General features: G+C 71.4%; 11 protein-coding genes. 5 read left to right on the top strand and 6 right to left on the bottom strand.

The window, feature by feature from the left end; all coding sequences use genetic code 11:
* Positions 1–190 precede the first annotated feature (190 nt).
* Positions 191–421, top strand: coding sequence for a DUF7455 domain-containing protein (locus OHB01_RS38980; protein WP_079312375.1), 231 nt, complete (start codon positions 191–193; stop codon positions 419–421).
* A 171-nt stretch (positions 422–592) separates the two neighbouring features.
* Here OHB01_RS38980 and OHB01_RS38985 read toward each other — a convergent pair whose 3' ends face one another.
* Both OHB01_RS38985 and OHB01_RS38990 read right to left on the bottom strand, forming a co-directional pair.
* Positions 593–1,333 (bottom strand): GNAT family N-acetyltransferase, encoded by a 741-nt coding sequence (locus OHB01_RS38985; protein ID WP_260617122.1) that lies wholly within the window; start codon positions 1,331–1,333, stop codon positions 593–595.
* A 43-nt stretch (positions 1,334–1,376) separates the two neighbouring features.
* Positions 1,377–1,991 carry a GntR family transcriptional regulator gene (locus OHB01_RS38990; RefSeq protein WP_221889870.1) on the bottom strand — a complete coding sequence of 205 codons (615 nt, stop codon included), beginning with the start codon at positions 1,989–1,991 and terminating at the stop codon, positions 1,377–1,379.
* A 71-nt stretch (positions 1,992–2,062) separates the two neighbouring features.
* On the opposite strand from OHB01_RS38990, the gene aceE reads away from it, so the two are divergent.
* Positions 2,063–4,519: a pyruvate dehydrogenase (acetyl-transferring), homodimeric type gene (aceE, locus tag OHB01_RS38995; RefSeq protein WP_328854717.1), complete on the top strand. Its 2,457-nt coding sequence runs from the start codon at positions 2,063–2,065 to the stop codon at positions 4,517–4,519.
* Positions 4,520–4,790: 271 nt separating this feature from the next.
* Positions 4,791–5,540 (top strand): YaaA family protein, encoded by a 750-nt coding sequence (locus tag OHB01_RS39000; RefSeq protein WP_142645723.1) that lies wholly within the window; start codon positions 4,791–4,793, stop codon positions 5,538–5,540.
* A 1-nt stretch (position 5,541) separates the two neighbouring features.
* Here OHB01_RS39000 and OHB01_RS39005 read toward each other — a convergent pair whose 3' ends face one another.
* From OHB01_RS39005 to OHB01_RS39020, 4 genes are all read right to left on the bottom strand, one after another.
* Complete coding sequence (locus OHB01_RS39005; protein WP_240971006.1) at positions 5,542–6,432, bottom strand: hypothetical protein; 891 nt, start codon at positions 6,430–6,432, stop codon at positions 5,542–5,544.
* A 192-nt stretch (positions 6,433–6,624) separates the two neighbouring features.
* Entirely contained in the window at positions 6,625–8,313 is a 1,689-nt protein-coding gene (locus tag OHB01_RS39010; RefSeq protein ID WP_260617124.1) for an RNA polymerase sigma factor, read from the bottom strand.
* A 218-nt stretch (positions 8,314–8,531) separates the two neighbouring features.
* The gene (locus OHB01_RS39015; protein WP_142645726.1) at positions 8,532–10,613 is read right to left on the bottom strand and encodes a SpoIIE family protein phosphatase; all 2,082 of its coding nucleotides are present in this window, start codon (positions 10,611–10,613) and stop codon (positions 8,532–8,534) included.
* A 177-nt stretch (positions 10,614–10,790) separates the two neighbouring features.
* Positions 10,791–11,357 (bottom strand): HhH-GPD-type base excision DNA repair protein, encoded by a 567-nt coding sequence (locus OHB01_RS39020; protein ID WP_142645727.1) that lies wholly within the window; start codon positions 11,355–11,357, stop codon positions 10,791–10,793.
* A 101-nt stretch (positions 11,358–11,458) separates the two neighbouring features.
* Between OHB01_RS39020 and OHB01_RS39025 the strand changes: the two genes are divergently transcribed.
* Both OHB01_RS39025 and OHB01_RS39030 read left to right on the top strand, forming a co-directional pair.
* Positions 11,459–11,713: a hypothetical protein gene (locus OHB01_RS39025; protein WP_185948921.1), complete on the top strand. Its 255-nt coding sequence runs from the start codon at positions 11,459–11,461 to the stop codon at positions 11,711–11,713.
* 225 nt (positions 11,714–11,938) lie between these two features.
* Positions 11,939–13,441, top strand: coding sequence for a hypothetical protein (locus OHB01_RS39030; protein ID WP_142645871.1), 1,503 nt, complete (start codon positions 11,939–11,941; stop codon positions 13,439–13,441).
* Positions 13,442–13,479: the final 38 nt, after the last annotated feature.

Here is a 13,479-nt window from a genome sequence, read left to right on the forward strand (position 1 = left end):
TTGTACGCGCACAAGCTTGCCAGGCGCAGCACTATGACCGGCACTTTCGCTGTGATCCCGGTCACTTTACGGATCATTCTGCTCTGGGCGTACTCGGAGCATGATTGGGAAGGCCCGTATCCGGTTAGATGTTGTCCCAAGTGACTGACGCCAACGTCCCCACACCGTGGGGCGACCCGAAAGGCGATACGTGACTGGAGCTCTCGCCCCCATCAAGCCGCTGACGGCCCTGGACCGGTGTGACCGGTGCGGTGCTCAGGCCTACATCCGCGCGACCCTGCCCGTGGGTGGGGAGTTGCTGTTCTGCGCCCACCACGGGCGTCAGCACGTGGCTGTGCTGCGCGACAAAGGTGCTGAGATCCAGGACGAGTCGGCCCGACTCAGTGAATCCCCCGCGACCGCCCCTGACGGCGAGCGCTGACCCCATAGACGGCGTGCCGGAGCGCGGACGACGACGTCGGCTCCGCGCGCCGTCTCCATATGAATCATCGATCCACGTCATCGGCCCGGACGAACCTCTCGGCCCGGGCCGCCCGGCCGGCGCGACCGCCGTTCCCCGCTTCCCCCGGGGCCCGGCGGCGGCGCCCGCGGGTCAGGACCGCACCCGGTAGTGGTAGCGGCCGGCGACGGCGAATCCCTCACGCTCGTAGAGCGCGCGGGCGCCGGTGTTGGCCTCCGTCACCACCAGGTAGGCGCTGTCGGCGCCACGCTGCCGCCCCCAGGCGAGCAGGGTGCGCAGCACGGCCGCGCCCAGCCCGCGCCGCCTGACGTGCGGCTCGACCGCCATGCAGTAGATCCCGAGCCGGCGCCCCTGCGGCACGGCCCGTCCCACCGCGCCCTCCTCCAGGAGGACGTACCCGGCGGGCACCCCGCTGAGGATGCGCTCGCCCCACGTCCGCGCCGGAACCCCGCCGGTCTCGTCGTGGCGCCCGCCGTCCACGGTCCACCAGGTGTGCAGCCACCGTTCCGACGGCCTGTCCGCCACCGGAGCCCCGGCGGCGGCCTCGTCGCCGGTGATCGGCCTGGTCATCACCAGGGTGGGGTCCACGAGCCGATAACCCCGGCGGCCGAGTTCGTCGTCGAGCCCGGGCGAGGCGCCCATGCCGACCGAGAACACGCAGGGCTGTCCGATGCCCGCGTAGAAACGCTCGGCCCGGTCGACCGCCTCCGGCAGATCCGCGCGCTCTCCCAGCGGCAGCACCGAGTTGGCCCGCTTCGTCACACCGCCCGCGTGCCGGTAGACCCAGCCCCCGTCCTCGACCCGTCCCGGCGCCGGCCATGCCTCGTCGACCAGGAGGTCGAACCGTGCGATCTCCTCGCTCACCTCACTCACCCGCCGCAGCCTAGTTGACCTGCGCTGCCCGGGTTCGAACCCCCTACCTGCCTCCGGGGTCGAGCGGGGCGTAGCCGAGCACGTGCTCGCGGAGCAGGACGCCCACCTCGGGGTCGTCCCGCTCGAACGCCTCCACCAGAGGTTCGTGGCGGCCGACGTTCTCGTGCAGGTTCATCCGGAACAGGCGGATCGACAGGTGCGACCACACCTCGATGCCGAGCGACTCCCACACCGACAGCAGCACCTCGTTGCCCGAGGCTTTCACGATCTCCCGGTGGAAGGCCACGAGGTGCCGCACCTGATCGTCCAGGGAACCGCCGGCCGCCGCGTCGCGCAGGCGGCCGAGATGCGTACGCAGCACCCCCACGCGGGGCCTGCCCAGCCGGACGGCCGTCTCCTCCAGGCCCGCCCGCACCTCGTACACTTCGCGAAGGTCGCTCCGGGTGAGCCCGCGGACCCGTGCGCCCTTGTTGGGCGCCGACTCGATGAGCCTGAGCGCCTCCAGCTCGCGCAGCGCCTCACGCACGGGGGCCTGGCTGACACCCAGCTCGGCGGCCACACGACGCTCGATGATACGGTCGCCGGGCTTCCATCGGCCGTGGATGAGGCCGTCGAGCACCGTTTGCCGGATATGGTCGCGAAGCGGCGGCCGCAGCACGGGTTCCACGAGGCCGATGATAGGGCCCAGGATACATCCGATGATCGATCATAGGGTGATTTAATAGATTCATGGTAGAAGACCTGGATCCGCAGGAGACCGCCGAGTGGCTCGAATCCCTCGAGGCGGTCCGCCGTGCAGCCGGCCCCGAACGGGCCGACTACCTGCTGAGGCGGCTGGCGACGACCACCCGCTACATCAACACCGTCTCCACCTCCGAGGAGCCCGGCTACCCCGGTGACCTGGAGATGGAGGAACGCATCGCCGCGTACGACCGGTGGAACGCCGCGGCGATGATCACCAGGGGCAGCCGGCTGGGGCTCGGCGGACACCTGGCGACCTATGCCTCGGCCGCCTGGCTGTACGAGGTGGGCTTCAACCACTTCTTCCAGGGCGGCCGCGACCAGGTCTACTTCCAGGGCCACGCCTCCCCCGGCATCTACGCGCGTGCCTTCCTGGAGGGCAGGCTGAGCGAGGCCCAGCTCGACCTGTTCCGGCGGGAGCCCGAGGGCGGGCTGCCGTCGTACCCCCACCCCCGATCCATGCCGGACTTCTGGCAGTTCCCCACCGTCTCCATGGGCCTCGGCCCCCTCAACGCGGTCTATCAGGCCAGGTTCAACCGCTATCTCCACAACCGCGGCATCAAGGACACCTCGGACAGCCACGTATGGGCCTTCCTCGGCGACGGCGAGATGGACGAGCCGGAGGCCACGGCCGCCCTCACCCTGGCCGCCCGTGAAGGGCTCGACAACCTCACGTTCGTGATCAACTGCAACCTGCAGCGGCTCGACGGACCCGTACGCGGCAACACCCGCATCGTGCAGGAGCTCGAAAGCGTCTTCCGGGGCGCGGGCTGGCACGTCGTCAAGGCGCTGTGGGGCCAGGAGTGGGACAGCCTGCTCACCTCCGACGAGCTGGTGGCCCGGCTGGGCGAGGTGCCGGACGGGCAGTTCCAGACGTTCGCCGCGTCGTCGGGCGCCTACATCAGGGAGCGGCTGTTCCACGGGATTGACGTGCCGCACTCGGACGAGGACCTGCAGCGCATCGTCGGCGGGTCCCGGGCCGGCCACGAGCCGCGGAAGGTGTACGCCGCCTACCGCAGGGCCCTGGACAACCGCGGCGCGCCCACGGTGATCCTCGTGCAGACCGTCAAGGGCTGGACCCTCGGCGCGGGCATCGAGGCGCGCAACGCCAACCACCAGATGAAGAAGCTCAGCAAGGACGAGTTCCGCGCGCTGCGCGACCGGCTCGGCCTGCCGGTGCCGGACTCGGCGCTAGACGGCGACCTGCCGCCCTACGTGCACCCCGGCGCCGACTCGCCGGAGGCGCGGTACGCCGCCGAGCGGCGCCGCGAGCTGGGCGGGCCGATCCCCCGCCGCACGGTCTCCTACCATCCGCTGCCGGCCCCGTCCGAGACGCCGTTCCGCGCTCTGGAGAAGGGCTCCAAGCAGCCGGTGGCCACGACGATGGCCTTCGTCCGCCTGGTCAAGGACCTGATGAAGGAGCCGGAGACGGGACGCCGCTGGGTGCCGATCGTGCCCGACGAGGCCCGGACCTTCGGCATGGAGTCGCTGTTCCCCACAGCCAAGATCTACTCGCCCCTCGGCCAGCGCTACGAGTCCGTCGACCGCGACCTGCTGCTGGCGTACAAGGAGGCGACCGACGGGCAGATCCTCCTGGAGGGCATCACCGAGGCCGGGTCGATGGCGTCGTTCACGGCCGCGGCCTCCAGCTACGCCACCCACGGCGAAGTCATGATCCCCTTCTACATCTTCTACTCGATGTTCGGCTGGCAGCGCACCGGCGACCAGATGTGGGCGCTGGCCGACCAGCTCGGCCGCGGGTTCCTCGTCGGCGCCACCGCCGGCCGGACCACGATGACCGGGGAGGGCCTGCAGCACGCCGACGGTCACTCGCATCTGCTCGCCTCCGCCAACCCGGCGTGCCTCGCCTACGATCCCGCCTTCGCCTACGAGGTGGGGGCGATCGTGCGTGAGGGGCTCCGGCGCATGTACGGCCCCGACGGCGAGGACGTGTTCTACTACCTGACCGTCTACAACGAGCCGCTCCCCCAGCCCGCGATGCCCGAGGGCGTCGAGGAGGGCATCCTCCGGGGGATCTACCGGTTCTCCGAGGGCGGCGGCCAGGCCCACCTGCTGGCGAGCGGCACCGCGATCCACTGGGCCCTGGAGGCGCAGCGGCTGCTCCGTGAGGAGTACGGCCTTGGCGTGGACGTGTGGTCGGTCACCTCCTGGAGCGAGCTGCGCCGCGACGCCATGTCCACCGAAGGCGTGCCGTACATCCGGCAGGCCCTGGCCGGGACCGAGGGGCCGGTGATCGCGGTCAGCGACTGGATGCGCGCGGTGCCCGACCAGATCAGCCCGTGGATCGACCGGCCCTGGACCTCGCTCGGCACCGACGGGTTCGGCCTGTCGGGCACCCGCGAGTCGGTCCGCAAGCACTTCGGCGTGGACCCCCGCTCGATCGCGGAGGCCGTGCTCAAGGCGGTCAAGACCGGCCAGGAGTAGGCCGGGCCTGGAGAGTGTCTGACAAATGCCGCCCGTCACGAGCGGGCAGGCGGACGCATCGCAAGGCGGCGGAGGAGCTTGTAGCCGGAGGCTACGGGCGACGACCCCGGGCCCGCGGAGATTGTGAGCCTGCGAGCGATCTCCGCGGGTGGGACGAGAACGCAGCGAGGCGCCGCCCGGGCCACGCGCAGCAGGGCTTGATTTGTCAGGCACGACCTTGCGCCCCGATCGGGGGAAACTCTCCGGTCGGGGCGCAGTAGGCTGCGAAACCGTGCTCATCCTGCTTCCTCCGTCGGAGGGGAAGGCCGAGCGGGGCACCTCCGCCGCCCGCCGGCTCAGCTTCCCCGAACTCGCCTCCCCGCGCGAGAAGGTCCTCGACGCCCTCGTCTCGCTCTGCCGGACGCCCGAGGCGCGCGACGTGCTCGGCCTGTCGGAGGGGCAGGCCGGCGAGATCGAGCGCAACCTGGCGCTTCCCACGGCACGCACGCTGCCCGTCGCCGCCCTCTACACGGGCGTGCTGTACGACAATCTCGGCCTGGCCACCCTCTCCCCCGAGGCCCGGCGGCGGGCCGACCGGCGGATCGTGGTGTTCTCGGCGCTGTGGGGCCTGCTGCGCCCATCCGACCGCGTGCCGCCCTATCGCCTGTCCATGGGCGTACGGCTGCCGCCGATGGGCGGCCTGGCCGCGTTCTGGCGGCCGTCGATCAGCGCGGTGCTCGACGCGACCAAGGGGCTCGTGGTGGACATGCGCTCCGCGACGTACGCCGCCGCCTGGCAGCCCGGCGAGCGCGGCGTGGCCGTACGGGTGCTGCGGGAGGCGGCCGGAAAGCGGACCGTCGTCAGCCACATGGCGAAGGCCACCCGGGGCGTCGTGGCCCGCGCGCTCCTCGAGACACCCGATCGCCCTCGAACGGCCGGGGATCTCGCCGACCTGCTGACCGGCCTCGGGCATCGCGTGGAACCGGCCGCGCCGGCCGGCCGGGGAAAGCCGCGGATCCTCGACGTGATCGTGGACGAGTGAGTCAGAGGTTGAGCCGGGCGCAGGCCCGGCGGTACTGCTGCGCCGGATCGCCGAGGTGCGACCAGGGCACCCGGCTGAACCGGCCGCCCGTCCTGGCGAGGTGCCCCCGCGCCGGACGCCTGAGGTCGGACAGGTAGAAGGCGGCGCCGAAGACGTTGTGCGCCTCCACCGAGCGCGGGTGCGCCCCGCCGAGGCGCCGCTCCGCCCACTGACCGGCGGCCGAGACGATGTCGCGCTGCGCCTCGAAGGAGAACCAGCCGCCCCGCGACATGGGGGTGCGGGCGGCGGCGACGATCTCGAAGTGGGCCAGCGGCACGAGCGCCGGGAGCGGGCTGCCCTCCGGGGCGTGCGCGGCGGCCGAGCGGGCGAATGCGAGCATCTCCGCCGCGGTGCCGCCCCAGCCGGGCGACAGGGTGATCAGGCGGGCCAGGGCCCCCGAATACAGCGTCGGCCACCGGCGGGAGCATTCGTACCAGACCGCGTCCTTGTCCGCGCGCGGCCGGTCGAGCCCGATCGCCAGCCACATCAGGCACTCCCAGGGAACGGGGTCACTCGGCGCGAGGCCCGCCGCCGTCAGCAGCGGCTGCCTGGCCCGTTCCATCGCCGACTGGTAGGCGTGCTGCCGGTCCGCCTGCACCGCCCTGGCCCGTACGTCGGGCCGCAGTTCCCAGGCCTCCTCCAGGCGGGCCCGGCCGAGCCACAGCCAGAGGTCGGGGTTGCCCTGGTCGTAGGCGATCAACGCCTCTATCGACCGGCTCGCGCCGATGACGGCGCGCGACAGCGCCTCCACCCGCAGCGACCGCTTCTCCGGGTCGCCCCTGCTGTCCGCGAGGACCACCGCCGCCGGTCTGAGGTCACCCCGGGAGACGGCCTCGACCGCCTCGTCGAGCATGGTGTCCGCCCAAGGGCGGTCCGGGATCACTCGTGGCCCCCGAGCACGCGCCCGATCCACTTCGATCACTCCCATGAGGCGCGAGCCTAGGAGCATCGCCGTGCCCACAGCGCTACCACGATGTTACGTCGGCGTAAACACGATCGTCCCCCCGGCCGTGGTGCGTGGCCGGAGGGACGATCGAGTCGTGCGTCAGTCCAGGTAGTCGCGCAGCACCTGCGAACGGGAGGGGTGGCGCAGCTTCGACATGGTCTTGGACTCGATCTGGCGGATCCGCTCGCGGGTCACGCCGTAGACCTTCCCGATCTCGTCGAGGGTCTTCGGCTGCCCGTCGGTGAGGCCGAACCGCATGGAGACCACGCCCGCCTCGCGCTCCGACAGCGTGTCGAGAACGGAGTGCAGCTGCTCCTGCAGCAGCGTGAAGCTCACGGCGTCGGCCGGGACGATGGCCTCGGAGTCCTCGATGAGGTCGCCGAACTCGCTGTCGCCCTCCTCACCCAGCGGCGTGTGCAGGGAGATCGGCTCGCGGCCGTACTTCTGCACCTCGATGACCTTCTCAGGGGTCATGTCGAGCTCGCGGGCCAGCTCCTCCGGCGTGGGCTCGCGGCCCAGGTCCTGCAGCATCTGCCGCTGGACGCGGGCCAGCTTGTTGATCACCTCGACCATGTGGACCGGGATGCGGATGGTCCGCGCCTGGTCGGCCATGGCCCGGGTGATCGCCTGCCGGATCCACCAGGTGGCGTACGTGGAGAACTTGTAGCCCTTGGTGTAGTCGAACTTCTCGACGGCGCGGATCAGGCCCAGGTTGCCCTCCTGGATCAGGTCCAGGAACAGCATGCCGCGGCCGGTGTAGCGCTTGGCCAGCGAGACCACGAGCCGGAGGTTGGCCTCCAGCAGGTGGTTCTTGGCGCGGTGGCCGTCCTCGGCGATCCACTCCAGCTCGGCGCGGACGTCGACGGGCAGGTTGTCGGCCTCCTGGGCGAGCTGCTCCTCGGCGAACAGGCCGGCCTCGATCCGCTTGGCGAGCTCGACCTCCTGCTCGGCGTTGAGCAGCGGAACCTTGCCGATCTGCTTGAGGTAGTCCTTCACCGGGTCGGCGGTGGCTCCGGCCGCCGCCACCTGGGCGACGGGCGCGTCGTCATCGTCGTCGGTGAGGATCAGGACCTCGTCCTCGGACTGGGCGAGCGCCTCGGCCTTGGGCTCGTCGCCGTCGGCCTCCCCCTCGGCCTCGGTGTCGGAGTCGTCGGTCTCCACCTCGGCGTCGATCTCGACGTCCTCGACCTCGATGTCGAAGTCCTCGATGTCGACGTCACCTTCGAGGTCGATGTCCTCGTCGTCGGCGATGTCGGCGGACTTCGGCTTGGAGTCGGCCTTGGGCGCCTTGGCCTGGGGACCCGTGGCGGGGGCCTCCGGCTTGGCGGGCGCGGCCTTCTTCGGCGGCGCGGGCTTGGCGGGCGCCTTGGCGGCGGCCGGCTTGGCCGCGGGCGGCGCGGGCTTGGCCGGCGCGGGCTTCTTCGGCGCCGGCTTGGCGGCCGGCGCGGAGTCGGTCACCACGGCGGTCACGGTCTCCGGCTGCGACTCCTTGGCCGCGGCGGATTTGGTGGTCTTCTTGACGGGCGCGGTGGTGCGGCGCTTGGCTTGACCTCGAGAACGCTTGGGAGCCGCGGAGTCGGCGGCCGTCACCACGACGGTCACACCCTCCTTGCTGAGGCTGCGCAGGAATCCAGCGGCTTGCGACATCGGGATGTCCGCTTCCTCGAAGGCCTTGCGGACATCCTCGGACTCGAGGAAACCCTGCGAGCGCCCACGCTCGAGGAGCTGCTGAATCACTGGCTCGTTCAGCTCCGACGGCTTCGAGCGAGTCGAACTTGCAGGCGACACGAACACCTCTCGAACGAACGCATGGCGAGAATGGACCCAGGTGCTTCTTCTTTTCCGGTGGTGAGGTCGCGCAGACCGCGACATGCCATTGTGGCACGCCACGGTACGTGATACGGCCGCGTCCCGCCGGTTGCTCCTCCACCCTAGGCCGACCGAGACACTAGTGCGTACGGAAGGAGGTCACTGATACCCGAAAGCAACCGTTATGCCTGATTCATTCAGTCACTCTTCGTGGCCGGTGGCACGTGGACCGCGAGTACCGTTACGTCATCATCCTGTTCATACCCGGACAGCATGTGGTCCACCAGGAAATCCAGCAGCATATTCGGGCTGATCAGGACCTCTGGGGGCGCCTCGGCCACGACGGACGAAAGCTCCCTGAGTCCGGCGTCCAGCCCGCGCTTGCGGTTCTCCACCAGGCCGTCCGAGTAGAGGACGGCGGTGTGACCCGGCGGCACGCAGAACCGGAACTGCTTGCGGCTCGTGGCCCAGCCGAGCGGAGTGCCCGGCTCGGTCTCGTGCAGCAGCCCGACGCCCTGCGGCGAGACCAGCAGCGGCGGCGGGTGACCGGCCAGGGCCAGCGTGCCCTCCCCGGTGCCGGGCTCGACGACCATGTACGCCAGGGTGGTGACCTGCTCTTCCTCCTCGGTGGCCTCGAAAACGCGGTCGAGCCCCGTCAGCACCGCGGCCGGGGGCGGGTTGGTCAGCGCGAGCGCGCGCATGGCGTTGCGGATCCGGCCCATGCCGGCGGCGGCCTTGACGCCCTTGCCCATGACGTCGCCCACCACGGCCGCCACCCGGCCGTCCTGGAGGACGAACGCGTCGTACCAGTCGCCGCCCACCTGCACGTGCCGGGAGCCGGAGCGGAAGCGGTAGGCCAGCGTCAGCCCACGCACCACCGGCAGGCGCTCGGGCAGCAGGCTGCGCTGCAGCGTCTCGGCGGTCTTGTGCTCGCGCTCGAAGAGCGTGGCCCGCTCGACCGCCAGGGCGCACTGACCGGCGAGGGCCTCCAGGAAGACGCCGTCCTCCTGGGAGATCTTCTGGGTCCGGGTGAACGCGAACCGCAGCGCGCCGAGCGCCCGCCCGGCCGCCAGCAGCGGCAGGCCCACCCAGGCCCGCTCGTCGGTCTGCGCGAGGAACCCGGAGATCTGTGCCTCGTCGGCGCCGGCGTCCACGAGCTGGGCGCGCAGGCTCTCCGGCGACTCGGCGAAGACCGGGCGGCGGCTGTTGACCGCCATCGTCATCACGTTGGGGTTCGCGAGATCGATCTCCTCGCCCCGGGTGTCCGGGGTGCCGCCGCTGCTGATCAGCTTCAGCGTCGCCCGGTCGAGGTCGAGCAGGGCCACCGACGAGTGGTCGGCGGCGAGGGCCGTACGGCCGACGTCGATGATGACCTGCACCACCTGCTCGACGGTGAGCGCCTCGGCGAGCTGCGCGGTCGCGCCTTGGAGACGGGCGGTGCGCAGCGCGGCGGCGCCGAGCTGGTCGGTGAGGCGGCCGCGCATCTCCTCGGCCTCGCGCTGCGGCGTGACGTCGGTGTTCGCCCCGACCCACTCCACCACGCGGCCGTGCCTGATGATCGGCACGGCCCGGACCTCGAAGTGCCGGTAGCCGCTGGCCCGGGTGCGCACCCGGTAGCTCCACTCGAACATCGTCCGGCCGCGCAGCGCCTCGCGCCACGCCTCCTCGGTGCCGGGACGGTCGTCCGGGTGCACGGCGTCCAGCCAGCCGTGGGCGAGGTACTCCTCCAGGCCCTGGCCGGTGATGGCACGCCACTGGGGCGCGTCCTCGGCGACCGTGCCGCTGGGCGAGGTGATCCACACGAGCTGCTGCTGCGACTCCACCAGCGAGCGGTAACGCTCCTCGCTGCGCTCGAGGACCTCCTCGTTCAGCTGCCGCTCGGTCACGTCCACGCCGAAGAACGCGGTGCCGACGACGCCGTCGTCGCCCCGCATCGGGTAGAACGACACCGTCCAGTGGCGGGTGTCGCCGTTCCCGGCGCGGGTCCTGATCCGCTGGTCGGTGATCGGCAGCGACTCGTCGGCGATCCGGCGCAGCGCCGCCTCGATGAGGGTGGTCAGGTCGGCCGGCAGTAACTCGGACGGCCGGCGGTCAAGATGCAGCTCGACAGGATGGCCGGTCAGCTCGGTAAAGGTGGAGTTGACCCGGACGAAACGACCATCCGGGTTGAAAAAGGCGAAGGCAAACGGCGCCTCCGACATCATGCCTCTGAAGAGGTCGGAGTCTGATATGTCCAAACCGGGCTCCCGGGGCCGGGGCACGGAGGTTTCGGCGCTCATGGTCGGCACCTCCGTCGCGTGCCAGCGTCTCCCACGAGGCACATCTCCATAACTGTGATTGGTAGCGCAGATCTGCCCTACATCATGGGCGATCGGCATGCACGGACGGAAGCCCCGCCCGCCATGCGGTCAACGCATCCTGTCAAAAGACCGGCGTCTCGCGCAGGAGGATCCGGCCTACTTCTTGGCCGCCCGCTTCGCTTCCTGCTTGGTCGCGCGGACCAGTTGCAGGCTCTCGGCGTCCACGACGTCGGCCACCGACCGGTGCACCCCCTCCTCGCCGTACGGCCCGGCCGCCTCACGCCAGCCGTCCGGGCGCACACCGCACTGCTTGCCCAGCAGGGCCAGGAAGATCTGGGCCTTCTGCCGGCCGAATCCGGGGAGGGCCAGCAGCCGGCGCAGCAGCCCGGCGCCGTCGCGGACATCCTCCCACACCTTCTCGGCCGAGCCATCGTATTGCTCGACCAGATAGGCCGCGAGCGCCTGGACCCGCGCCGCCATGGCCTTCGGATAGCGGTGGACGGCAGGCGTCGCCGCGAGCAGAGCCGCGAACTGATCAGGATCATAAGAGGCGATCTCACGCGCGTCCAGGTCCCTGCCGAGCCGGTCGGCGATCGTACGGGGCCCCGCGAAGGCCCGCTCGAGCGGCACCTGTTGATCGAGCAGCATGCCGATGAGCAGTGCGAGGGGGCTGCGGCCGAGAAGCTCGTCGGCCTCGGGATCCTGGGCGAGCCGGATACGCATGGATTCAGCTTCCCACGCGGCGGCCCGCGAAGGGTTGACACCGCCGGGGAAAGAGGTGGAATAAGGGGCGGCAGGTCCCCATTCAGCGAGGAATGCAGTCCATGCCCGTACTCGCAGCACGAATCAGTGGCGGCCCAACACCGGAGCCGGGTCTTCGTGAACCGGCGGAACTCGTCACCCACCGGCTGGCCGCGGAATTCCTGACCGTCCCCCTGTCCGCAGTCGCCCGGTGCGTCGCCGACACCTGGGCCTGCGGCGAGCATCTCGGACTCGACGTCACTCCGGAGATCGTCGAGCGGGTCGCCCGGGAACGCCTCCTGGGCGTGGTCAACTCGGCGCCGCCTTCCCGGAGGTGAGGCGCCGCGCCGCGGTCCCCCAGCGAGCGTCCCCACCCGCACCCGTACGGCGGGCACGGCCGGAGCGGCAGATAACGGGGAAGTCACCGGGCCGTGTTCCTGATGCCGTTCGCGGCGGGAATGCGAGAAGGTGGTCACCGTGAGCGAGCGGAGCGAGACCTCGTGAGTCGCCGGCGCCGACGTGACCCCCGGGAGACCCGGCCACCGGACGACGTGTTCGCGGAGATGCTGCTGGCGGCCAGGGAACTGCTCGCCGTCCGCAGCCCTCTCGACGCCGAGCTCATGGTCTCCGACATGCTCGGGGCCTGGTGGGGCAGGCGGCTGCGCGGCGGCGACGTCGAGCAGATCCTCGGCGAGGGGCTGGTGGACTACGCGGCCAAGGCCGGCACGCCGGCCGCGCTCACCCTGCTCGTCTCCGTCGCCTACCTCGGCACCGCCCGCCAGGCGGCCAAGGCGGAGGGCGCGGCGCTCGCGCTGATGGAGTCGGACGTCGCCCGCCCCCGCTGGGCCGACCGCGTCGGGGCCGTCAAGCCGACCGGCTGCTACGTCTCCAGGGACGTGTACGGCGACCAGGACACCGTGGTGTGCACGTTCGCCTACAACGGCGAGGACAGGCACGCGCTGGTCGTGGTCGTCGACTACAACATGGGCGGCATGGCCCGCGACGCCTGGGTGTCGTCGCAGGTCGACAAGCTGCTCGAACAGGCCAGGCTGGAGGCCGCGGGCAACGCGCTGCTGCGGTTCGAGGAGCTGGAGCCACAGCAGGCGCGGGCGCTGCTGGAGTTCGCCATGAAGGCCACCAGGACCGCCGCGCACGGCCGCACCGGCCCCAAGCTCGTGAGCGACAGCTACAGCGCCTACCACGCCTTCGCGCGGGCGCGGATCAAGGCGCTGCCGCCCGGGCGGATGCGGCCCGCCCCCGCGCACACCGAGGCGCCCTACAGCCGCGACCGCCGGGCGATGCTGGCGGCCGAGTTCCTCGCCTCGGACGCGGCGGAGAACCTGTCGGACCCGTCGGCCGCCTCCCGGTGCGCCGACCACATCATCGACTACGGCTGCGACCAGGACTTCGGGCGGCCGATGCGGGTGAGCCCGACGAAGTGCGAGACGTTCCTGCTCGACTGGCTGCCGCGCAAGGTCCTGCTCAGCCCGGCGGAGCAGGACGCGATGCCGCATGTGCTGTCGGCGTGGGTGCGTTTCGCCGGCCCCCGGATCGGCCTGCCCGAGCAGGGGGTGCGGGCGACGCTCGACGCGGTCTGGGAGGCGACGGCCCGCTTCACCGAGGCCTACCGCGACCCGACCACGTTCGGGCTGGACCGCTCTCTCGTGGAGCGGCTGCTGCCCGACGGCGACCTGTCCGCCCTGGCCCGGCGCGCGTTCGCGTTCCCCCTGCTGCAGGGCATGCGCGGCTCGACCAGCCTCGACCTGCTGAACCCGGCGGACGAGGCCGACCGGCGCATCCTGCTGGAGATCGACCACGCCGGCGAGCTCGGCCGTACGGACCTGGAGGAGCACCTCGCCTGGCACGAGGAGATCGCGGGCCGGCTGTGGGTCGGCGACCCGCCGCAGCTGTGGGAGGCCGCCCAGCGCCTGATCGACCTCGGGCACGACCGGCACGACGTGCTGCACGTCCTCATCGAGATCGCCGAGCGGATCGGCGACCATCCGGACGAGCTGGCCGCCGCGCTCGACGACATCGCCGACATCCCGGACGAACCTCCCGCCTGACGGCGGCGGCCCCTCTCCCTGCGGCAGGATGGACACCG

The organism is Microbispora hainanensis (assembly GCF_036186745.1).
Lineage (GTDB): Bacteria > Actinomycetota > Actinomycetes > Streptosporangiales > Streptosporangiaceae > Microbispora.

Coding starts and splice junctions, on each gene's coding strand:
- OHB01_RS39025 (WP_185948921.1), top strand. CDS start 11,459: ATGCCCGTACTCGCAGCACGAATCAGTGGCGGCCCAACACCGGAGCCG.
- OHB01_RS39005 (WP_240971006.1), bottom strand. CDS start 6,432: ATGCTCGACGAGGCGGTCGAGGCCGTCTCCCGGGGTGACCTCAGACCG.
- OHB01_RS39015 (WP_142645726.1), bottom strand. CDS start 10,613: ATGAGCGCCGAAACCTCCGTGCCCCGGCCCCGGGAGCCCGGTTTGGAC.
- OHB01_RS39020 (WP_142645727.1), bottom strand. CDS start 11,357: ATGCGTATCCGGCTCGCCCAGGATCCCGAGGCCGACGAGCTTCTCGGC.
- OHB01_RS39030 (WP_142645871.1), top strand. CDS start 11,939: ATGCTGCTGGCGGCCAGGGAACTGCTCGCCGTCCGCAGCCCTCTCGAC.
- aceE (WP_328854717.1), top strand. CDS start 2,063: ATGGTAGAAGACCTGGATCCGCAGGAGACCGCCGAGTGGCTCGAATCC.